Genomic DNA, 21,557 nt, shown 5'->3' on the forward strand with positions numbered 1-21,557 from the left:
CAGATTTGGTCGATAATAAATAGTAAAGTGATAAGCTGTTGTGCATCTAATTTGAAAGTCAAATTTTCTACAATTATTGTGGAACGGGCATCCTGCCCGTCTCTGGATTCAATTTAAATGCGTAGCAGCTTATTGAGCGCACCCTACCGATTGTAGAGTGCGATGCTGACTCAGGATTCCGGTTGATTTTTATCTTCAAAATGAGCTAGCAATTCAGAGCGATCGAGCAGCATAATCAGCCGCGTGCTAGCGAGGGGATCTAGTTGAATCAAAGGCTCGATTATTTGGGCTAATTCTTCATCAATCTCACTAAATTTTACTTGTAGCAGATTCTCAACCATCAGGCGTTGAGCGCGCTGCATACCTTGCTGAATACCTTGCTGGATACCGCGCTGAGTTGCATCTTCCAGCCGTTGCAAGTAGAGGGGTGACAGTTCCATAATTAACTCCCGATCTTCTCGATCTATGTCTTGGCGGACTTCTAAAATAGTTCGCAAGTTGTACAACAATTCTAACGCATTCAACCGAAAGACATTATCTGAGGGTAATTCTCTCAATTCGGCAACCGCTTGCTTCTGCACGTTTCCCTTCCCCAAAACTCTCAGCCACAGGGTTTCTGGAGTGCGGGGCAGTTGGTGAATGGCAATAATCGCTGCTTTCAGAGATGGGCCCAGAAAATAAACTCCATTTACCCAATTTTCCGGTTCGGGAAGGGCTCGAAATCCAGCTAATATCGTGTCGGAAACAGTCGGCGACAGTATCCAGAGTTGGGGCAAGTCGGCCTCTGCAATCCGGGTATTTTCTCTAACTGCGGCGCGTTCAAATTCGCCGTGGATATCGAAGAGTTTGCCCAGACAACTGCGAATTTCTCCGATTTGGACTGGGCTGCGGAAGGGTTCAAATACAGCGGGTTTTGCTGCGATTTGACCCAGAATGCCGAGGGCTGTTGCTTCAACTTCCGGTTCTGCTTTCGGGGAAAATAAAACGTCAACCTGCCTCACTTCTCCAGCGACATCCCGGCTGGTTTCTACATTACCGAGAGGGGTTAATAGTTCTTTCAGATACTGTTTGGCAAATTGGTCGTGAATAAATCTGGTCATGCGATTTTAGATGTGAGATTTGAGATTGAGAATTAGTTACGGGATATGGGTTGGGCGCTTGCCTAAAGTTGCATTGTTTTTTGAATTCGGTAATTAGAATGTAATTGCGGGTCCTTCAACAAACATGATATCAGGTGCGCCGCAGCGTACCCTACGATTTTTTGCCGCAGCATTTACCCTCACAATTGCGAATGCTGCGAATACATCCGTACTCCTCGAAACGTTGACTGTGTTTGCGAACAGTAGGATAGGCCAGTAAATATAATGGAATTCCGATTAGTTTGTAAAGCAATCGACCAGCAGCATGAACAATATCCCAAATTTCGCTTAAATTAGGTTCTCGAACAAATTCTCCTATTTCATCTTTTAAGGCAACCCATTGAGATTGCACAGTAGGAGAGTGACAATTATCAAAGACTGCCATACCTTTTTCGTAGTTTTGCCAAATTTTATTCATATATTTAATCAAATCGGGCTTAGTTCTGATAATATCAGAAGTTGATCTAAAATTACACTCATCCGCTATTTTAAGGAAATCAGCCATGCGACTCTCTCAAATGCTTTTTGTTACCCTGCGCGAAGACCCGGCAGAAGCAGAAATTCCCAGCCACAAACTATTACTCCGTGCCGGATACATCCGGCGCATCGGTAGCGGAATTTACGCTTATCTACCTTTAATGTGGCGAGTTCTCAAAAAAGTATCTCAAATTGTGCGCGAAGAAATGGACGCTACCGGCGCTCAAGAATGTCTACTCCCGCAATTGCAACCGGCCGATTTGTGGCGGGAATCCGGCCGCTGGGATACCTACACTCAAGCTGAAGGTATTATGTTTGCCATGACAGATAGGCAGCAGCGAGAATTGGGACTGGGCCCAACTCACGAAGAAGTAATTACTACAATTGCTAAAGATATGATTCGTTCCTATCGGCAATTGCCTTTACATCTTTATCAAATCCAAACTAAGTTTCGCGATGAAATTCGCCCGCGTTTTGGGTTGATGCGCGGTCGCGAATTCATTATGAAAGATGGCTATTCTTTCCACACTAACGAAGAAAGTTTGAAAAAGACTTATCAGGATATGGCTCAAGCTTATAGCAATATGCTGCGCCGATCGGGCTTGCAATTCCGAGCAGTAGATGCTGATTCTGGAGCAATTGGCGGTTCTGGTTCTCAAGAGTTTATGGTGTTGGCTGAAGCGGGAGAAGATGAAGTTCTTTATACTGAAGATGGTCAGTATGCAGCTAATGTGGAAAAGGCTGTATCGATGCCTGCTGATGTGGAACCCTCGCCCTTTGCAACGTTTGAAAAGCGGGAAACGCCGGGAACTGAAACAATTGATAAACTTTGCAAGTTTTTGAAATGTTCTCCGACGCAAGTTGTCAAAAATGTGCTTTACCAAGCTGTTTACGACAATGGCATGACTGTTTTGGTCTTGGTAAGCATTCGCGGCGACCAAGATGTGAATCAGGTAAAGTTGCTGAATGAGTTGACGAAGTTAGCGGGCAACTATCAAGCTAAAACTGTTTTATTTTTGACTGTTCCCGATGCGGAAGCTCAGCGGAAATGGGCGGCTAAATCTTTACCTCTGGGTTATATGGCTCCGGATCTTGCTGATGATTATATCGCCTCCAACCCCCCCCAACCCCCCCTTACCAAGGGGGGGCAAGGGGGGGTATCTCCCAAGTTTTTGCGTTTGGTCGATCGCACCGCAGTTGACCTGACAAACTTTGTCACTGGTTCTAACGAATCAGGATACCACGTTGTCGGGGCTAATTGGGATAAAGAATTTCCGCTACCAGCAACGGTTGTAGGTGTCAGAACAGCCAAAAAGGGCGATCGGGCAGTGCACAACCCCGAACAAACCTTGCAAAGCGCCAGAGGCATCGAAGTCGGCCACATCTTCCAATTAGGAACCAAATACTCCCAAGCAATGGGCGCCACCTACACCAGCGAACAAGGCGAAGAAATGCCCTTTATGATGGGCTGCTACGGCGTCGGCGTGTCGCGGCTAGCTCAATCAGCCGTAGAACAATCCTACGACAAAGATGGGATAATTTGGCCAGTGGCGATCGCGCCGTATCACGCCATCATTAGCATCCCCAATATTTCCGACGCCCAACAAGTAGAAGTCGCCGAAAAACTCTATGCAGAACTCAACCAATCTGGCATTGAAACGTTACTAGATGACCGCGACGAACGAGCCGGAGTTAAATTCAAAGATGCTGATTTAATCGGCATTCCCTATCGCATTGTTCCGGGCCGTTCGCTGAAAGCAGGCAAAGTTGAAGTCGTGGAAAGAGCAACTCACAAATCACATGAAATTCTCATTGATGAAGTAAATTCTACTTTAAAACAGTGGATTGAAGCCGCCATCAACTAAGCCTTTATAATTGGTAAGGTGCGCGCACCGCGCACCTATATTTAGGCTTGCAATGTGCGCGGTGTACACCCTACATTAGCTCCAATCTTGGGAGCATCTCACTTTTGAAGCCAACCTAGAAATTGGAGTTGGGAGGCAGGATACAAGAGGAAAGAGTGAGAAAGAAGGAGCCAGAAGAAGTGTTTTTACAAATATGAGATTCTCCCCCCTCTTCCCTCTTCCTTCTATCCTTTACATCCGTTACATCCGTTACATCCGTTACATCCGTTACAAAATCCGTTGCCGAACTTCCTTGAGATGTGAAATTCCCTAAAACTTAAAACTCGGTATGAATCTGAACCTAAATCAGTTTCTGCGATTCCCTCAATCCCGAATTGGGCGGTACTTAGCTCAAGTAACTGTCGTTGCTGTCGCTTACGCCGTGGGGGCGAGGCTAGCAATTTCAATTCAAGGTGTTAGTCCCTTTGCGGCCTCGGTGTGGCCCCCCGCAGGAATTGCACAAGCGGGAATTTTATTGTTTGGGAGAAAAGTCTGGCCTGCCATAGTTTTGGGTACATTTCTGCTAAATTTGGTTAACCCAAATGAACAGATATTTGCGGTTTGGGTGGGAGGAAACGCCGGGGCAATTCTGCAAGCTGTCTTTGCAGTAACTGCCCTGCGCTGGATGGGGTTTCGTCCATCTCTCGATCGCTTGAAAGATGTAGTTAATTTAATCTTGTTTGGCGGTCTAATTTCTACTCAAATCAGTTGCACGATTGGCGCGTTTTCCCTATATTTAGCGGGCAAAGTAGATTGGACAGAATATTTTTCGGTTCGATGGAATTGGTGGTTGGGAGACACAATGGGAGTTTTAATTTTAACTCCCTTAATCCTAATATTTTTTCGCCCAAAAGTAACCGCCGATCGTTTAAAAAGACAAACAGGCCGCCAGCAAAGATATTTAATTTGGCGGGCAGTATGGTTATTATTATTAATTGGGGTGAGCTGGCTTGTCTTTGTGTCGAAAAATGAAGCTTCTATTTCTAGTTATCCCCTGGAATATTTGCCGTTTCCTTTCATAATTTGGTCGGCGCTCCAATTCGGTCAACGAGCCGCTGTCCTAGCATCGTTCATTGTCTCAAGCATCGCAATTATGGGCAGTTCTCAGGGAGGGGGGCCGTTCATAACCAAAGCCGAAAATATCACTCAGGCTATCTTATTTTTGCAAGCTTTTATGGCTGTAGTTACAATGACCTCGCTGTTATTGGCAGCGACGGTAGCTGAACGCGCTGAGGCAGAAAATTCCCTGCGAGAAAGCGAAATTAAATATCGAGAATTGGTGGAAAATGCTAGCAGCATTATTATGAAATTGGATGCTGACGGCTATATTACTTTTTTTAACGAATTTGCCGAAATATTCTTTGGCTACACTCAGGAAGAAATCCTGGGTAAAAATGCAATGGGAACAATTCTTCCGCAGACAGACATCGAAGGGAATAACTTACAGTTGGTTTATCATGAAATTTTACAAAATCCCGATCGCTTTACCAGCTATGAAAATGAAAACCTCCGGCGCAGTGGCGATCGCGTTTGGGTATCTTGGGCAAATAAACCGCTGGTTGGTTCAGCGGGAGAAATCCTGGGAATCCTCTGCATCGGCACAGATATCACCGCTCGCCGAAAAGCTGAAATAGCGCTGCAAAAGCTGAATGAAAAGCTGGAAATCCGAGTTGAAGAGCGGACAAATGCCCTGAAACACAGCGAACTTCAGCTACAGAAACAGAAATCGGCATTAATTGATTTAGCCAAAAATAAAGCGCTGAATCAAGGCGACTTAACAAAGGCGCTTCAAGAAATAACTGAAACTGCTAGCCGTACTCTGGAAGTTGCCCGATCGAGCGTCTGGCTGTACGATCGCACTAAATCCAAGATCGAGTGCCTGGATTTGTTCGATCGCACTGTCAACCAGCACTCAGACGGTTTGGAATTAGCAGAAGCAGACTATCCTGTCTATTTCCAAGCACTCCGAGAAGAACGCGCAATTGCTGCCTTTGACGCGCAAAACGATTTTAGAACTAGAGAATTTGCGGAATCTTACCTAATTCCGTGCGGCATCACTTCCATGCTAGATACGCCGATTCAAATAGGCGGAGAAACAGCAGGAGTCCTCTGTTTAGAACACGTAGGAATGCCCCGCTATTGGACGATTGAAGAACAAAGTTTCGCTGTTTCTCTAGCAGACTCTGTAACTTTCGCAGTGGAAGCGCGAGAACGCCAGCGCGCTGAAGAAGCGCTGCGACAAGCTGAGGCAAAATACCGCAGCATTTTTGAAAATGCGATCGTCGGCATCTTTCAAACTACTCCCGATGGGGAATATCTCAGCGTCAACCCTGCTTTAATTCGTATTTACGGTTATAGTTCCTTTGAAGAGTTGAAGGGAAATTTAACTAATATTAACCGCCAGCTCTATGTATGCCCCAAACGCCGCGCCGAAGTCATTAATTTAATGCGAGAAAACGGCAAGCTATCAGATTTTGAATCTCAAGTTTACCGCCAAGATGGCAGTATAATTTGGATTGCGGAGAATGCTTATACTGTCTGCGACAGACATGGAAATTTGCTTTATTACGAAGGTACTGTTCAAGATATCACAACTCGCAAACAAGCTGAGGCAGCTTTGCGCTTAGAACAAGAAAAATCTGACCGTCTCCTGCTCAACGTTTTACCGCAAGCGATCGCCGACAGATTAAAACAAGACCAAAGCATCATCGCCGATACTTTTTCCGAAGTAACAGTATTGTTTGCAGATATAGTCGGTTTTACCCAAATTAGTTCCCAAATTTCTCCGCCGGAATTAGTTTCCTTGCTAAACGACATTTTTTCCACCTTCGATCGCCTAGCAGAAAAGCACGGGTTGGAGAAAATTAAGACGATTGGCGACGCCTACATGGTAGTAGGAGGATTGCCAATGCCCCGCAGCGATCATGCAGAGGCGATCGCCCAAATGGCCCTCGATATGCAGCAGGCAATTATTGACTTCAGCAATACCCACAATCAAGATTTCAGCATCAGAATCGGCATCAACACCGGCCCGGTTGTCGCCGGAGTAATCGGTATTAAAAAATTTATTTACGATTTATGGGGAGACACCGTTAACACCGCTTCCCGCATGGAATCCCACGGCTTGCCGGGGTGTATTCAAGTCACGTCTGCAATTTATGATATATTGCAGGACAAGTATGTATTTGAAAGTCGCGGCGCGATCGAAGTTAAAGGCAAAGGGGAGATGAACACTTACTTTCTTACAGGCATCAAGTTATAGCAGTAAGGAAAAAAGCCCTTCGACTTCGCTCAGCAGAAAAAGAAGGAATAAGCAATATAACAACTCATGTTTCAGCAATTAAGAACGTCCTAATATTCGGTCGCGGTTGCTATAGTTAGTTAAACATATAATACTCAGTATGAACCCCAACAAAAATCAGTTTCTGCGATTTACTCAATCTAGAAATTCGCAATACTTAGCAAAAGTAGCTGCCATTGCTTTTACTTACGCTTTGGGAGGAAAAATAGCAATTTCAATCCCAGGCGTCAATACATTAGCTAGCTGCGTCTGGCCGCCGGCAGGAATTGCACAAGCTGCACTTTTATTATTGGGTCGGCGAGTTTGGCCGGGAATAGCTTTAGGCGTATTTTTGTTCGAGACTATCAACAAAATGTCATTTTTTAGTGCATTGTTAGCTGCGTTCAGTGCTTGCTTGCAAGCTTTTTTTGCATTTGCTTTGTTGCGAAAACTCAACTTTCGCTCATCACTATCTCGGCTCATAGATGTAGTCAATTTAGTCTGGGGCGGCGCTCTAGTTGCGACTCAAATTAACTGCACTCTCGGCACGTTACGCCTGTGTTTAACGGGTTTAGTTGACTGGAGCGAATATTGGCATATTCGATGGAATTGGTATCTCGGAGATACATTAGGAGTGTTAATTTTTACTCCCCTGCTGTTGATTATATACAACCACAAACCAGCGCCCCGCCCTTCACCAAATACAGCTTCTCAAACAATTCTCAATCGCATCGGTGCCGGAATAGGTCTGCTGTTATTAGTAACAGTCAGTTGGCTAATCTACAACTCAAAAAGTGAAAGTAATCTCTCCGGTTATCCCCTCGAATACTTGCCATTTCCCTTAGTAATTTGGGCAACCATTCAATTCGGTCAGGTAGGGGCGGTTTTAGCATCTTTTATTGTATCCAGTATCGCCATTTGGGGCGGTTCTCAGGGAGGCGGGCCTTTTATTGCCAAAGCGGAAAATATCAATCAGGCCATCTTATTTTTGCAGGCTTTTATGAGCGTAATTGTAGTTACATCGCTGCTGTTGGCGGCGACAGTAGCCGAACGCGCCTCAGCAGAGGATTCGCTGCGGCAAAGCGAAATTAAGTATCGGGAATTAGTGGAAAATGCTAACAGCATTATTTTAAAAATAGATAGGGCAGGAAATATTACTTTTTTTAACGAATTTGCACAGAAGTTTTTTGGTTACGATGAAAAAGAGATAATTGGCAAAAACGCCGTGGGAACAATTATTCCCAAGACAGATACAACAGGAAATGACTTGGCAGCAAAGTTGAGAGATATTTTGCAAAACCCAGAACAATATACGCGAAATGAAAATGAAAGTATCCGGCGCAGCGGCGATCGCGTTTGGGTATCCTGGGCAAATAAACCGCTGTTTGACGCAGCAGGAAAGTTCGCGGGAATGCTGGCAATCGGTACGGATATCACAGACCGCAGGCGGGCTGAAATGGCGCTTTACAAGCTGAATGAAGAGTTAGAATTTCGAGTGAAAGAACGAACTAATGCTCTGAATGATACTTTAAGTGCACTGCGAGTTCAACAGGAACAATCAGAACGCTTGTTGTTGAATATTTTGCCTGAAGAAATAGCAAATCGGTTGAAGCGAGGAGACAGTACGATCGCAGATACTTTTGCTGACGTTACTGTCTTGTTTGCGGACATAGTGGGCTTTACTCAATTGAGCTCGCGAGTTTCTCCAACGCAATTAGTAGCCTTGCTGAATGACATCTTTTCGACCTTCGACAACCTAGCAGAAAGGCACGGTTTGGAAAAAATTAAGACGATTGGCGACGCTTACATGGTAGTAGGAGGGCTGCCCATTCCTCGCCCGGATCACGCAGAAGCGATCGCAGAAATGGCCATCGATATGCAGCAGGCAATTACTGACTTCAGCAATATCCACAATCAAGATTTCAGCATCAGAATCGGCATCAACAGCGGCCCGGTTGTCGCCGGAGTCATCGGTATTAAAAAATTTATTTACGATTTGTGGGGAGACACCGTTAACACCGCTTCCCGCATGGAATCTCACGGCTTGCCGGGGTGTATTCAGGTAACAGAGACAACTTATCAGCAGTTGCGAGAAAAGTATTCCTTTGAAAACCGCGGCGCGATCGAAGTTAAAGGCAAAGGCGAGATGACTACTTATTTACTGAAATGCCGAAAAGTGCTCTAGTAAAGGTTTTTCTCTAAAAGTAAGGGCGATCGCACTCTCAAGTGTGCGATCGCCCTCATTTTAATTTAGCCAAGTTTTTTAAAGCTTGTACAGGTTAATTCCAGCTTCCTTCGCCATGATTTCCAAACCCTTGTGTTGCAAGGTTTTAATCGCCTTTGTAGAAAGGTGCAATCTTACCCAGCGCTTCTCCTGCGGCCACCAAACCCGCTTCCACTGCAAATTTGCGTCTTGCAATTTGTGAGTGCGGTGGTGCGAGTGAGAAACTGCAAAACCGTTATTCGCCTTCTTCCCCGTTAGCTGACATTTCCGAGACATACTTCCCTCCAGATTACCGTTTTTTGCGTGCAGCATTTCATTATACCCGAAGGAAGAAGGAAGAAGGAAGAAGGAAGAAGGCTTGACTTATCCCTTTACCAATAGAAATAAACTCTTGCTCCCCCCCTTAGCAAGGGGTGGTTGGGGGCAGGGCTGTTTCGGGGCAACCACGGGGGGATTGCCCCTACGGAAAATCAGGCTTTTGTAGGGGCGGTGCGACCCCTACTCCCCGTGCCCGCCCCCCCACGGACGATGAAATCGATGTTTCAAATATCGGGGCAACCGGGCGTGGGATTGCCCCTACAAGAGAATGAAACAGCCCCCCCCTTAGCAAGGGGGGGTTGGGGGGGTTATTACATGGCACGTTCAGTCAATTTTGTCAAGACTTGATTCGATCGCTCGACAAAATCCTTCATCCCTTCAGCATCGAAACCCTTCTGGGCCATCAAAGCCAAGTCGTAAACGTGGTGACAAATCATACTCGCCAACTGACTTGACGGAGACTCCCCGCCGCCTTGAATAATCGCACCCTGACTCAAACTAGCCAGATTTTGAATCAGCGGGTGAGACGTATTCACCAGCAAAACGTGTTCTTCGGGGAATTCGGCCGCTTGCTGCTGCAAAAGCGCCGTCATGTCCCGCATCCGGCGCAAAGCTTCCGGCAAAAGTACGATCGCAGGTGGCGTCCCCTCCGCAGAGTCAGACTTCAAAGCTTCTGTGCGAATGTTCACTTTCGGCTTATTGAGAGCTTTTTGGAACATTTCTTTAACTTGTTCGCTGCGAGTTTTATTCGTCGCCGGATCGACAATTTCCGCTTCTTTCTCTTTGTCAATTAGCGTTTCGTCGATGTCGGAATCAACCCGCGAGAATTTGACATCTAAGTGTTCTCGTTCCAAGAAACTAATAAAGTGCGTGTCGATGAAAGAATCCATAAACAGCACTTCTAAACCTTGGCTTTTGTGCATTGCCACGTAAGTTGCTTGAGACGCCGGATCTGTACAATAAAACACCCGATTTTCGTGGCGTTTTTGATTGCGTTCCAAATACTCTTTCAGCGTCGTGTAAGGCTGCGTTGAAGTAGAAGTTTCCGACTTCGGAGTTACATCTTGCCACAAATCTCCTTCCTCAGTTTGCACCTGAACTTCGGGCGTTACAGTTTCTGGCTTCTGGGCTGTTGGTTCGTAGGTGCTGCGGTAGATTAAGATATCTTCGACTTGCTTTTTGAACTTGTCATCGTTGAGAGTTCCAAACTTGACAAAAGTGCCGATATCTTGCCAGCAGCGGATGTATTCGTCACGGTCGTCGCGGTAGAGTTCTTTCAGGCGATCACCCACTTTTTTCGCAATATAATCAGCTATTCTCCTCACAGTGCGATTGCTTTGCAAAGAACTGCGAGAAACGTTCAGCGGAATGTCGGTACTGTCAATAACTCCCCGCAGCGGCATCAAGAATTTCGGGATAATTTCTTCGCAGTGGTCGCTGACAAAAACCTGGTTGCAGAATAGCTTAATATTGCCTTGGGTAACATCGACCTCCGGGCGCAGTTTGGGAAAGTAAAGAATCCCGTTGACAATAAAAGGATAATCTGTATTCAGGTGTACCCACAGCAGAGGCTCGTCTTGGTACGGGTAAAGGTGGCGGTACAGTTCTAAGTAATCTTCTTTTTGCAAATTGCTGGCTGATTCCCGCCAAATTGCTTTGTGCTTGTTGAGTTCCTCACCCTCAAATTTGATGGGAACGGGCATGAAATCGCAGTAAGTTTTGATTAACTGCTTAATGCGACTGGGTTCTACATATTCTAGTTCTTCATCTTGGAGGGTAAGAGTAATAGTAGTGCCGCGTTCCGTGCGGGAAGATTCTGATAGTTCAAAAGCGGGGGAACCGTCGCAAGACCAGTGTACGGCTTGGGAGCCTTCTTGGTAAGAAAGGGTGTCTATATCTACTTTCTGAGCGACCATGAAAGAAGAGTAGAAACCTAGGCCGAAGTGACCAATAATTGCGTCCTCGCCGCTGCCTTGGTATTTTTCAATAAATTCTTCTGCGCTGGAGAAAGCGACTTGGTTGATGTATTTTTTTACCTCGTCGGCGGTCATGCCGATGCCGTTATCGGAAATTGAGAGGGTTTTGTTTTCTTTGTCGATCGCTATGTTGATTTGCGGTTCGCCCATGTCGCCGCTGTATTCGCCGGAACGAGAAACCATTTTGAGTTTGGCAATGGCATCGACGGCGTTAGAAATTAGTTCCCGCAAGAAGACTTCGTGGTCAGTGTATAGCGACTTCTTGATAATCGGGAAAATATTTTCGGTATGGATTGAGATTGTTCCCTGTTCTAAAACTGTCATAATTTTTCGCTAGGTATTTGTCGGTCATGAACCGTGATTAGTCATTGGTCATTGGTCATTGGTCATTAGTTATTAATTGTTAGTCGAGCTGAATTTTCCTGTTATACGTTGTTAGCTGCTAACTACTAACTACTAACTACTAACTACTAACTACTAACTACTGACTACTGACTACTGACTACTGACTGAGGACTAATGACTATTTAATGATTTTCGGCGATCGTGCTACCTTTTGCCAAAGGGATTACCCGAAATAACTGATTCGGTTTCCCTCACATGGTAACTCACAAAGGCAATCGCAGAAAAAAGGTGCTGCCACAGCCCAATTCGCTGCGGGCGCTGAGGCTGCCGCGGTGTGCGCGGGCGATGGTTTGGGCGATCGCCAATCCCAGTCCCGAACCGCCGGTATGGCGCGATCGATCGCTGTTGACTCGGTAGAATCGATCGAATATTCGCTCTAAATCTGCCGCCGCTATCCCAATACCGGTATCTTGAACCTGAACGATCGCCTCCTGGTGGCTGCAATCTAAAATAACTGTTACTTTTCCCCCAGGCGGAGTGTATTGAATGGCATTAACAATTAAATTAGCAACTAAGCGATAAAGTTGGTCGGAATTGCCGACAACATTTAATTGCTGTTGCACCCGCACGGACGATGTTAGGGCTACCTTAGAAGCGATCGCCAAAGCTGCCAATTCCTCTACTAAATCGCTAACAAGGTCATTCAAACAACACAATTGAGGGCGATCGCGTATCGCTTGATTATCCATGCGAGCCAGTAGCAGCAAATCAGCCACTAACTGAGTCAATCTGCGGTTTTGGCGCTCTACAGTTCGCAAAATTTCCCGCGCTTCTTTTTCATCCAATTGAGGCATCAACAGTGCTGATTCTACTGTCGCCTGCGAAGCCGCTAAAGGTGTCCGTAATTCGTGAGCAGCATCCGCTGTAAACTGTTGAATTTGTCGGTAGGAAGAATAAATCGGTTTCATTGCCAATCCTGCCAATAACCAACTAGCAAAGCCTATCAGAATCAATGCTGTAGGTAATCCTAATTTTAAAACCCATTTCACTGTACTGAGATAATCATTAAAGTCTTGTAGGCTCCGGCCAACTTGAAAATATCCCCAATCTTGCTGTGTTTGGGTGTGGAGCGCTACAGAAATTTGGTGAAAAACATTACCTTTGGTGTCAGTTATTGTTTGCCAGTATTGGGAGTTAAATCCGGCTGGTAATTCTTCTGGATAATCGCCAGCAGTAGCAATTAATTTACCGGAATAATCAAATAAACGAATATAGTAATAGCCTTGGTTGATAGCGCTTAAAATATGGCGGCTTGGCAACTGTTCTTTATCTTTAATGCCGTTAACTCCAATTACGCGGAGGTTTGGCAAAAGCTCATTGACTATTGGTTCTAGGCGTCCGGGCTGCTGCAATTTTGTTTCTAGGCTGTCGTGTAGCGTCCCCGCTACCGATTCTAATTCGCGGTCTATGGCTACCCAGTGAGCGTGGGCGATCGACTTATATACGCCCAATCCCAGCAAGCTTAAAATCAAACCCATTACTGCTGCATAGGAAAGGGCTAATTGCCAGCGAGTTCGGTTAAATAGTTTATTTTGATTCATTTTTATAACTTAAGCTGTCCGTCAAACAGTCCGCCAGGGAATGAATTCCCTGGCTAATAGTTAAAGTCCTCTAAAGAGGACTAAAGAACTCATTAGTCCTCTTTAGAGGACTTTAGCTTTGAGGCAGGGAATTCATTCCCTGGCGGACTATCGGTTTTACTTTAATTTTTCATCCGGTATCCGACGCCGTGTACAGTTTCAATTAAATTCGCGCAGCCAACCGACTCAAGTTTGCGTCGCAGCAAACGCACTTGAGCTGCTACCACATTGCTAAAGCTATCTGCACTCGCCTCCCATAGCTGATTCCGAATTTGGTCAGTGGTGACAATTTGGTTCGGATGTTTCATAAAGTATTCTAGCAGTTGAAATTCTTTGTTTGTCAGCGAAATTATCTGGTTTTTGCCGTGGGTATCGACATGACAAGCAGTGCGATTTCCGCAGTCGAGAACGAGATTCCCTACTTGTAGCTGTTGTGGTTGAATTTGGGGCGATCGTCTTTGCAAAGCCCGCAACCTTGCTAACAGTTCCGCCATCCCGAACGGCTTGACTAAATAATCGTCAGCCCCGGCATCTAGTCCCGCAACTTTATCTTCCATTCGGTCTTTTGCTGTCAGCATCAATACGGGCAGCGCGCTATGTTTAGCACGCAATCTCCGCAGCAGTTCCAATCCTGACAATCCTGGTAGCAACCAGTCAAAAATAGCGAGGGTGTATTGCGTCCACTGGCTGTCTAAATATTCCCAAGCTTCATTGCCATCTAGGGCCCAATCCACTATATATTTTTCCTGCTTTAAGGTTCGCTCGATCGCTTTCCCTAAATCTGGCTCATCTTCAACTAGCAAAACTCTCATAACTCTAATTTATAGCGGTAAATCCTTATACATTGTTAGCGATCGGCAGCATCTACCCCAACATCTAACCTCACATACTGAGATGAAATCAGCATGAAATTTTCTAATTTCGCAGAAAAAGATGATAGTTGACAATCATTGACAACAAGCTGGAAATGTCTTATACTCAAACACAATCAAATTTTTGAGAATATTTTTCAATAAGTATGACAGATTTATCCGATCGTCCCCCCATGAAAAAGCCGGGACGCTGGAGCCGCCGCCAACTGCTACAGCTAGGAATAGCTGGGGCTGGGGTAGCGGGCGGCGCGATCGCACTTCAAAATTTGACTCGCAAACCGACATCAGTTGCGAGAATACCGCCCATGCCCGCAGATGCAGTCACCGTCAGCAATATGAACCCGATGCAAATTGCGCGGGATTTTGATTACGGCACGGTGACGCGCGAAAACGGGCGCACGGTTCGGGAATTTCGCCTGGAAGCTAATACTTCGATCGTCCAACTTAACAGCGCCGTCACTTTCAACACCTGGAACGTGAACAATCGCGTGCCGGGGCCGACATTGAGGGCAACTGAGGGCGATCGTATCCGCGTCATTTTTTATAACAAAGCCGGGGATTCTCATTCGCTGCACTTTCACGGCGTTCATACCAGCGAAATGGATGGCGTTAAACCAGTGAAACACGGTTCGGTATTTATTTATGAATTCGATGCCAATCCCTACGGAGTGCATCTTTATCACTGCCATATTGAGCCTGTAACTCGTCATATAGGTAAAGGACTCTATGGAATGTTCATCATCGATCCGCCAAAACCCCGCCCTCCCGCAGATGAAATCTTGTTAATCATGGGAGGATACGACGTAAACGACGACAAAAAAAACGAACTATACGCTTTTAACGGGTTGCCCAATTATTACATGAACAACCCGATACCTATTTACCGAAATCAGCTAATCCGGCTTTACGTTCTCAACATGATTGAGTACGAAGCGGCAGTGACTTTTCACCTGCACGCCAACTTTTTTGACGTATATCGCACGGGAATGACTTTGACTCCCAGCGAAAGAACCGATGTAATTACAATGGGAGTAGCTGAAAGACATATTTTAGAATTTACCTACGGCTACGCTGGAAAATTTATGTTTCATCCCCATCAAGATGCGATCGCCGAAGCAGGCTGCATGGGGGTATTTGAAGTCATCACTTAAACCAATCGCGCTCCCCGATTACAGCGATTAAAGTTAAGAAAGTCTTAAATTATCTACCAAATTTTCTCGCAAATAGGTAGAATGAATAGCTCCCAAATAATTGAGAATCTTTCTTAATAAATTGTGAGTCCAAACGCACATCACATAAAAATTAGCAACAGCCATGTTATCAACTTTTCGTTTATTACTCACATCTTGCACCATTCTTAAGAACAGGCAAGATCCCTGTTCCATAAACAATGACTTTTCTTGTGGGGTGGGCGTCCCCAAGAACAGGCAAGATGCCTGTTCCACAAACAATGACTTTTCTTGTGGGGTGGGCGTCTCGCCCGCCCGTAGCAGGGTTGTTGCAAATGTTGCAAGATATCGTTTATTACCTACCGCCGCTGCTACAGCCATCCTCGTTGCTCTGGCCGGTTGCGCTTCCCCCACAGCCAGCAACACCGACAGCACACCCTCACCCGCTGCTACAGCCAGTCCCGCATCCACAAGCGGTCACAGCGGGAATCACGGCGGCAAAGGTGGCATCAACATCAATACTGCCATTCTTTCAGAGTTAGATAAACTCGAAGCCAAGTTAGGAGTACCAGCACTTTCTAACAAAATTCAAGCCAGCCGCCCTTACGGAAAAGTCGAAGAATTGGTTTCTAAAAATGTCATTACTCAAGCCCAATTCGACCAAATCAAAGACGTGGTAACTATTGAAAATGTGGTCCTGACAGGCGAGCCCAAAGATGTAGACTACATGACTAAACTTGGCTTGATGAAAGGGCATCTTATCGTAGCCAAAGAACTCTTGGATCAAGGCAAACCCGACCAAGCCGAACCGCACATCGGGCATCCAGTCGAAGAAATTTATGCCGATGTGGAAGAGCAGCTAAACGAGCGTAAAATTCCCGAATTTAAGACTACTTTAATTAAATTGCAGGATTTAGTTAAAGCAGGTGCAAAAGATCCTGCTCAAGTGAATGCGGAATTTACCACATCGATGCAAGCTGTAGATGGAGCAATTGCCGCCCTTCCCGAAGCCCAGCGAAAAGATCCGAAATTCGTGCTGCAAGTGATTAACGGCTTGCTGGATACAGCTAATTCCGAATACGCAGCGGCGGTTGCTAACGGCAAAATTTCCGCAATTATTGAATACCAAGATTCGCGGGGTTTTGTCATGTACGCGGAAAGCCTGTACAAAGACATTGCCGAGCAAGTGGCTAAAACTAGCCCGGAAATTGACAAAGCAATTGTTGCCAACATGACTGAACTTAAGGCAAATTGGCCAACTGCGATCGCACCCCCCGCCCCCGTAAAAACCACCGAACAAGTCAACCAGCTAGTTAAAACGATCGAAAGCGACAGCCAAAAAGTTCTCAAACCCGCCTCTTAAAAACATTACTCTCATCAACAGCGGTAATTGGTAAATAATCTGCCAATTACCTCGCTCCTTAACCAGTCCCATTTCCACCATAAAAAAATGAATTTTGGCGAAGCATTGCCCACCTTTGTAATTACTCTCCGCGAAGGAGTCGAAGCCGCCTTAGTTGTCGGAATTGTTCTAGCTTGCCTCAAAAAATCAGGACAAAGCTATTTAAGTCCTTGGGTTTTCGGCGGTGTTGGCGTTGGACTGATTGCCAGTGCTTTGATAGGTGTACTTTTCGGCTGGACTATTCAAATTTTGTCCGCATCCAATCAGCCTTTTGCACCGATTATGGAGTCGCTGCTAGAGGCAATCTTTGGGGTTGTGGCGATCGCAATGCTGAGCTGGATGCTGATTTGGATGACCAAACAAGCGCGATTTATGAAAGCCGAAGTCGAAGGCGCTGTGAGTGCTGCCTTAACGCAAAATTCTCATGCCGGTTGGGGCGTATTTAGTTTAGTTTTGATTGCCGTGTTACGCGAAGGATTTGAAACCGTTTTGTTTGTGGTTGCCAAATTTCAACAAGGAATTATTCCGGCAATCGGCGCTTTGGCGGGCCTTCTCTCAGCCACCGCACTTGGTGTCCTGCTGTTTAAATTGGGAATCAAAATTAATATCCGCCTGTTTTTCAAATATATGGGCGTTTTATTGCTCTTCATTGTAGCGGGTTTAGTGGTATCTACTTTGGGATTATTTGACAGCGCGGTGAATATTTTATCGCAATCAAATCGCGAATCAGCATCACTGTGTTTCTATTACGAAAGATTTACTAAAATCCACTCTTGCATTCTCGGGCCAATGGTCTGGAATACCTCGCAACTGCTTCCCGAAGAAAAGTTTCCCGGTTTGTTATTGAGTGCGCTGTTTGGATACACGGATAAGCTCTATGTCGTGCAGGCGATCGCTTATTTCGTCTTTTTAATTACCGTGGGCGGGATTTATTTTCAAAGTTTGGCCGGTCGAGTCTTTTTTCCGTTTAAGAAAACTCAGGTAACGAAATAGGAAATTAAGTGCGATGAAAGGCGATCGGCTTTTTAGTCTGAACTTCCCCCTACAAATATACTTACACAAGCTCAAAACCCTCTTATCACAAAGGTGTCAATTGTTGAGTAAAAAAGTGTGTACCCAGGTAGATGATTAATATCTGTTTGCGATCGGCAATTATATTGAATCTACAACAATTGAGCGCGATCGCCTGCGTCAGCTCTTGCTGATAAATGGGTACAAATTTTTAGCTCAACATTTGCATCCTTTGTTGAGTAAGAGTTTTAGGGCTGTTAGTACATTTGTATGAGAAGTCCAGATTAAAACCTGTGAGAGAGACGAGAATGGGTGGATGACTTTAGTAATGCTATAGCCCTAGGTGAATTGACGGAACTACCCCGCAGGGGGTAAGTTCCGCTTTACACTCACCCGAAGTACAACCAGCAGAAAGACTATGGTCTGCAGACAAATGAACCGATAGCCAATCGCTGTTTGAAAAACGCAAGATGAATTAGAAGCTGTTTTATTTGATCGGTGTCAAAAACGGTTAAATCTCAAATCGCTAATTAGCGGCTTGACCCATTTCTATTCGTAGCCGGAGGCAAAAGTTTAATAATGGTTAATCGACCGGACATGAGATTAATCATCCGCCTGCACACGATCTATACAAGCTTTCAATTTTTCAGCTAGCACTTGTACATGGGGTTCTTGCAACATAGTAAGATGTCCACCAGGAACTTCATAGATATCCAATCCTCCAACAGCCAGCTTACCCCAGCCGAATTTAATGTCAATGTCTACCAACTTAGGATCATACAAGGAGTCGCTTACAGTAGTTTGCATACTAGATACAAAGAGCGTTATTCGACCTGAGTAGGCTTGCGGTACATATTGGGTTTGGGCTTCTCCGTATGCCTCCTGAAAAGTTTTGTATCGAGTCTTGTCCGACCCACGAAGACCGTTAGCCTGGAAAAATTTGTAGTAAATCCACTGAAGCTTTTTGCTCAAATCATTGAGTTTCTTCAGACCATAGGCAGGGCCGAATTCCAAAAGGTTACTCAAGAGGCCAAAAGCCCGCTTGTGGATAGGCTTGGGTGTGTATGCGCCTAAACCGAGAGTATCCAACAAAGCTAGCAGAGCTACCTTCTCACCCTCTGCGTGGAGCTGTTGAGCTACTTCGAGTGCTACCATTCCTCCAAAGCATAAACCGCCTAGAAAATAAGGGCCATGAGGCTGGACTATTCGCATTTCTTTGATGTAATGAGCCGCTAGCTCAATAGGGTTGAGGGAAGCCTCTGTTGCATTCATCATCTCTATTGATAACCCATAAACGGGTTGCTCCGAACCCAGATGAGATGCCAAAGCGTGGTATATGCCGATGCCTTGAAAAAGAAAAATAGGTGGCTTGGAACCGTGAGGCTGAATCGGTGCTAGCGCAGACCCAAGTTTTGAGTATCCTTCCTGGCGGAGAATGCTGGCCAATTGCTCAACTGTAGGTGCCTGGAAGAGAGCAGCCAGAGGCAAGCTTTTGCCGAATGCCTTATTGATTTGAGCCAACAGGCGCACGGCTAGTAGAGAGTGTCCTCCCACGTCAAAGAAATTGTCATTCACACTAATCGGCTTTTTGCCTAAAACGTTCTCCCAAATTTTTGTTAGTTGGATTTCTAAATCATCGCTGGGAGGCACAAAGGTACTTGCTGGCTCTTGCCTGAGCCCGTCGGGTGCGGGCAGGGCGCGCTGGTCTATTTTCCCGTTGGGTGTTAAGGGTAGGGTGTCTAGGAAAACGAAGGCTGATGGCACCATATAGTCAGGGAGCGTTTGCTTCAGGAAGCATCGTAGTTCGTCGGTAGTGGGTTTCTGCTGTTGGTTTGAAACAATATAGGCAACTAAACGTTTGTCGCTTCCATAGTCAACCCTTGCTGTTACGACACACTGCTGCACAGTAGGATATTGGGATAGAGTTGACTCAACCTCCCCTACTTCGATTCGGAAACCACGAATTTTTACTTGATTATCTATGCGACCGAGAAACTCAATGTTCCCGTCGGGTAGATAACGAGCTAGATCCCCAGTTTTATAAAGGCGTGTCCCTGGTTCATTGCTAAAGGGGTTTGGGATAAATTTATCTTTGGTCAAATCGGGGCGGTTGAGGTAGCCTCGAGCGATGCCTGCACCACCAATATGGATCTCGCCCGATACACCAATGGGAACAGGATTCAAATATTTATCCAGCAGATATATCTGCATATTGGCAATAGGGCGACCAATCGGAACCTGTGTTCTGAGTTCCGAAGACTGACAATGATATACACTGCTCCACACCGTTCCTTCTGTTGGCCCGTATTCGTTGAACAAAGATGTCTTAGCCAGCAGCTTAGTATGGCGTTCAACCAACTCTCTGGAACAGGGTTCGCCTGCGACAATAACACCACGAAGACAAGTGAGCTGTTGTGGTTCCGCTTGCTCCAAAATCAGGTTATAGAGAGATGGAAGACTCAATAAATTTGACATCTCCCCATGCCTAAAGGCGAGGGGATTCATAAGACCACAATTTAAGTCTTACAGGTGCTGACAAGTCACCTCTACCAACTCCACTTAGATCGAGTCCAAGTATTGTTGCTACTTTACGACCAATATTTGCACAACCATTGCAATCTGCATTAATTAGCCACCCCTTCGCTGTCCGATATAATCCACGTTTAATTCTTGTTCCAGAAGCTTTCCACCACTCGGGTTTTTCGCCGATTTTAGGCAGTTCGTCAGCATCGAGAAAAGAAGTTTTTGAAGTATAGGATTCTTCGGTTTCGACGAATTTAATTCCGTACTGTTCGCCGAGTTGAGCAATTCTATCTTTTAACCTACCCGTGGGAATCTGAACAAATTTTTGATTGGTATTTGTACCCAGATTTAGCGAATCTTTCTGATGCTTGTTCCATCCAAATATGACTGTACCAATCTTGGATGATATACAATGATTTATCACCTTACGAGCAGCTTTATTAACTGCATCCCGCATTGTTCTATTTCTGCTTTCGGTCAGCCGTTCCAGTCTTTTCGACCAGAATCCATTGTCTTTTCCAGACATCAAGCTTGCCACTCGTTTGTTATAGCCTTGGTTGATGGACTTGAGATGCTTTCCGTCTACGATGAATGAAGTTCCAATATTGCTGACACAAGTTATCCAGTTGTCCATCCCGTGGTCGATCATCAATACAGAATCAACGTTGACATCGGATTGAACAGCTTCTTTTTGGTAAACCAATTCTAGATAAAAACATCCGTTTCTGGGTAAAATCCTGTACTCTCGAATCGAAGAATGCTCCTTATTAGATGGCATCGTCAGATAGAACGCATCTATGCCAAACCAAGCTTTAACTTGCTTCCCTAAAGGAAATCGCAACATTCCATCTTTTAATTTGACTGATCTACCTGTAAAAGTTACAAGGGCTAATCCACCTTCTCTGTATCCCGGAAGTCTTGGATGTTGCGTCACTGTCCCTTCTTTGATTCCAGCTAGCAAGCCCAAATAGGATTGGAAAGATTCAGCAACGCTAGTCAGTATCTGCTGTGCGGTATCTGAATAAAAAGCTTTATAATGAATGTTTCGATTGTCAGTTCCTAAAACTTTATGCAGCTTGGCTCTACTCGGTATCCTGCCAGTTTTGAAGAATAGTTGTCTGGCATAATAAGTTCCACAATTAATTAACTTTGAGGCTTCACTACACAAGAATTCTAAGACTGCTTTCAATTCTTTGTCTGGACTAATTAGATTTTGCTGGCATCCATACATTCTGTTTTCCTCCTTGCTCTATATTAGCATAGTATTCTTGATTAAA

The 21,557-nt window shown here is 45.3% G+C and carries 15 protein-coding genes; 6 read left to right on the plus strand and 9 right to left on the minus strand.

The genetic code is table 11. The annotated features are described in order from the left end of the window. Positions 1-170: 170 nt before the first annotated feature. Both QUB16_RS02915 and QUB16_RS02920 read right to left on the minus strand, forming a co-directional pair. Positions 171-1,100 (minus strand): hypothetical protein, encoded by a 930-nt coding sequence (locus QUB16_RS02915; protein WP_333313890.1) that lies wholly within the window; start codon positions 1,098-1,100, stop codon positions 171-173. Between the two features lie 151 nt (positions 1,101-1,251). Continuing rightward, positions 1,252-1,644: a hypothetical protein gene (locus tag QUB16_RS02920; RefSeq protein ID WP_333313892.1), complete on the minus strand. Its 393-nt coding sequence runs from the start codon at positions 1,642-1,644 to the stop codon at positions 1,252-1,254. Between QUB16_RS02920 and proS the strand changes: the two genes are divergently transcribed. The 3 genes from proS to QUB16_RS02935 all read left to right on the plus strand — a co-directional run bounded on the left by proS (position 1,643) and on the right by QUB16_RS02935 (position 8,985). Further along, complete coding sequence (proS, locus tag QUB16_RS02925) at positions 1,643-3,481, plus strand: proline--tRNA ligase (RefSeq protein ID WP_333313894.1); 1,839 nt, start codon at positions 1,643-1,645, stop codon at positions 3,479-3,481. The genes QUB16_RS02920 and proS overlap by 2 nt on opposite strands. 328 nt (positions 3,482-3,809) lie before the next feature. Further along, positions 3,810-6,782 carry an adenylate/guanylate cyclase domain-containing protein gene (locus QUB16_RS02930; RefSeq protein WP_333313896.1) on the plus strand — a complete coding sequence of 991 codons (2,973 nt, stop codon included), beginning with the start codon at positions 3,810-3,812 and terminating at the stop codon, positions 6,780-6,782. 139 nt (positions 6,783-6,921) lie between these two features. Beyond that, a complete protein-coding gene (locus QUB16_RS02935; RefSeq protein WP_333313897.1) occupies positions 6,922-8,985 on the plus strand; it encodes an adenylate/guanylate cyclase domain-containing protein in 2,064 nt (687 codons plus the stop codon). Between the two features lie 78 nt (positions 8,986-9,063). Here QUB16_RS02935 and rpmB read toward each other — a convergent pair whose 3' ends face one another. The 4 genes from rpmB to rppA form a co-directional block, all read right to left on the minus strand. Beyond that, complete coding sequence (gene rpmB / locus QUB16_RS02940; protein WP_006634309.1) at positions 9,064-9,300, minus strand: 50S ribosomal protein L28; 237 nt, start codon at positions 9,298-9,300, stop codon at positions 9,064-9,066. Between the two features lie 353 nt (positions 9,301-9,653). Then, entirely contained in the window at positions 9,654-11,642 is a 1,989-nt protein-coding gene (gene htpG, locus QUB16_RS02945; protein ID WP_333313898.1) for a molecular chaperone HtpG, read from the minus strand. Between the two features lie 284 nt (positions 11,643-11,926). Further along, positions 11,927-13,264, minus strand: coding sequence for a two-component system sensor histidine kinase RppB (gene rppB, locus QUB16_RS02950; protein ID WP_333313900.1), 1,338 nt, complete (start codon positions 13,262-13,264; stop codon positions 11,927-11,929). Positions 13,265-13,425: 161 nt separating this feature from the next. Beyond that, positions 13,426-14,115, minus strand: coding sequence for a two-component system response regulator RppA (rppA, locus tag QUB16_RS02955; protein WP_333313901.1), 690 nt, complete (start codon positions 14,113-14,115; stop codon positions 13,426-13,428). A gap of 206 nt (positions 14,116-14,321) precedes the next feature. On the opposite strand from rppA, the gene QUB16_RS02960 reads away from it, so the two are divergent. Next, positions 14,322-15,326 carry a multicopper oxidase domain-containing protein gene (locus tag QUB16_RS02960; RefSeq protein ID WP_333313902.1) on the plus strand — a complete coding sequence of 335 codons (1,005 nt, stop codon included), beginning with the start codon at positions 14,322-14,324 and terminating at the stop codon, positions 15,324-15,326. A 33-nt stretch (positions 15,327-15,359) separates the two neighbouring features. Here QUB16_RS02960 and QUB16_RS02965 read toward each other — a convergent pair whose 3' ends face one another. Continuing rightward, a complete protein-coding gene (locus tag QUB16_RS02965) occupies positions 15,360-15,560 on the minus strand; it encodes a hypothetical protein (RefSeq protein ID WP_333313904.1) in 201 nt (66 codons plus the stop codon). A gap of 22 nt (positions 15,561-15,582) precedes the next feature. Here QUB16_RS02965 and QUB16_RS02970 point away from each other — a divergent pair, with 22 nt between their 5' ends. Both QUB16_RS02970 and QUB16_RS02975 read left to right on the plus strand, forming a co-directional pair. Then, positions 15,583-16,707 (plus strand): helix-hairpin-helix domain-containing protein, encoded by a 1,125-nt coding sequence (locus tag QUB16_RS02970; protein ID WP_333313905.1) that lies wholly within the window; start codon positions 15,583-15,585, stop codon positions 16,705-16,707. 87 nt (positions 16,708-16,794) lie between these two features. Next, complete coding sequence (locus QUB16_RS02975; RefSeq protein WP_333313908.1) at positions 16,795-17,739, plus strand: FTR1 family protein; 945 nt, start codon at positions 16,795-16,797, stop codon at positions 17,737-17,739. 621 nt (positions 17,740-18,360) lie between these two features. Here QUB16_RS02975 and QUB16_RS02980 read toward each other — a convergent pair. Continuing rightward, complete coding sequence (locus tag QUB16_RS02980) at positions 18,361-20,220, minus strand: AMP-binding protein (protein WP_333313909.1); 1,860 nt, start codon at positions 20,218-20,220, stop codon at positions 18,361-18,363. Between the two features lie 22 nt (positions 20,221-20,242). After that, positions 20,243-21,511, minus strand: coding sequence for a transposase (locus tag QUB16_RS02985; RefSeq protein WP_333313910.1), 1,269 nt, complete (start codon positions 21,509-21,511; stop codon positions 20,243-20,245). Positions 21,512-21,557: the final 46 nt, after the last annotated feature.

The organism is Microcoleus sp. D3_18a_C4 (genome assembly GCF_036702415.1).
GTDB lineage: Bacteria > Cyanobacteriota > Cyanobacteriia > Cyanobacteriales > Microcoleaceae > Microcoleus.

Bases quoted from the DNA above. Each gene is read 5' to 3' on its own strand.
- QUB16_RS02915 (WP_333313890.1), bottom strand. From the start codon at position 1,100: ATGACCAGATTTATTCACGACCAATTTGCCAAACAGTATCTGAAAGAA.
- proS (WP_333313894.1), top strand. From the start codon at position 1,643: ATGCGACTCTCTCAAATGCTTTTTGTTACCCTGCGCGAAGACCCGGCA.
- QUB16_RS02920 (WP_333313892.1), bottom strand. From the start codon at position 1,644: ATGGCTGATTTCCTTAAAATAGCGGATGAGTGTAATTTTAGATCAACT.
- QUB16_RS02930 (WP_333313896.1), top strand. From the start codon at position 3,810: ATGAATCTGAACCTAAATCAGTTTCTGCGATTCCCTCAATCCCGAATT.
- QUB16_RS02935 (WP_333313897.1), top strand. From the start codon at position 6,922: ATGAACCCCAACAAAAATCAGTTTCTGCGATTTACTCAATCTAGAAAT.
- rpmB (WP_006634309.1), bottom strand. From the start codon at position 9,300: ATGTCTCGGAAATGTCAGCTAACGGGGAAGAAGGCGAATAACGGTTTT.
- htpG (WP_333313898.1), bottom strand. From the start codon at position 11,642: ATGACAGTTTTAGAACAGGGAACAATCTCAATCCATACCGAAAATATT.
- rppB (WP_333313900.1), bottom strand. From the start codon at position 13,264: ATGAATCAAAATAAACTATTTAACCGAACTCGCTGGCAATTAGCCCTT.
- rppA (WP_333313901.1), bottom strand. From the start codon at position 14,115: ATGAGAGTTTTGCTAGTTGAAGATGAGCCAGATTTAGGGAAAGCGATC.
- QUB16_RS02960 (WP_333313902.1), top strand. From the start codon at position 14,322: ATGACAGATTTATCCGATCGTCCCCCCATGAAAAAGCCGGGACGCTGG.
- QUB16_RS02965 (WP_333313904.1), bottom strand. From the start codon at position 15,560: ATGGAACAGGGATCTTGCCTGTTCTTAAGAATGGTGCAAGATGTGAGT.
- QUB16_RS02975 (WP_333313908.1), top strand. From the start codon at position 16,795: ATGAATTTTGGCGAAGCATTGCCCACCTTTGTAATTACTCTCCGCGAA.
- QUB16_RS02985 (WP_333313910.1), bottom strand. From the start codon at position 21,511: ATGTATGGATGCCAGCAAAATCTAATTAGTCCAGACAAAGAATTGAAA.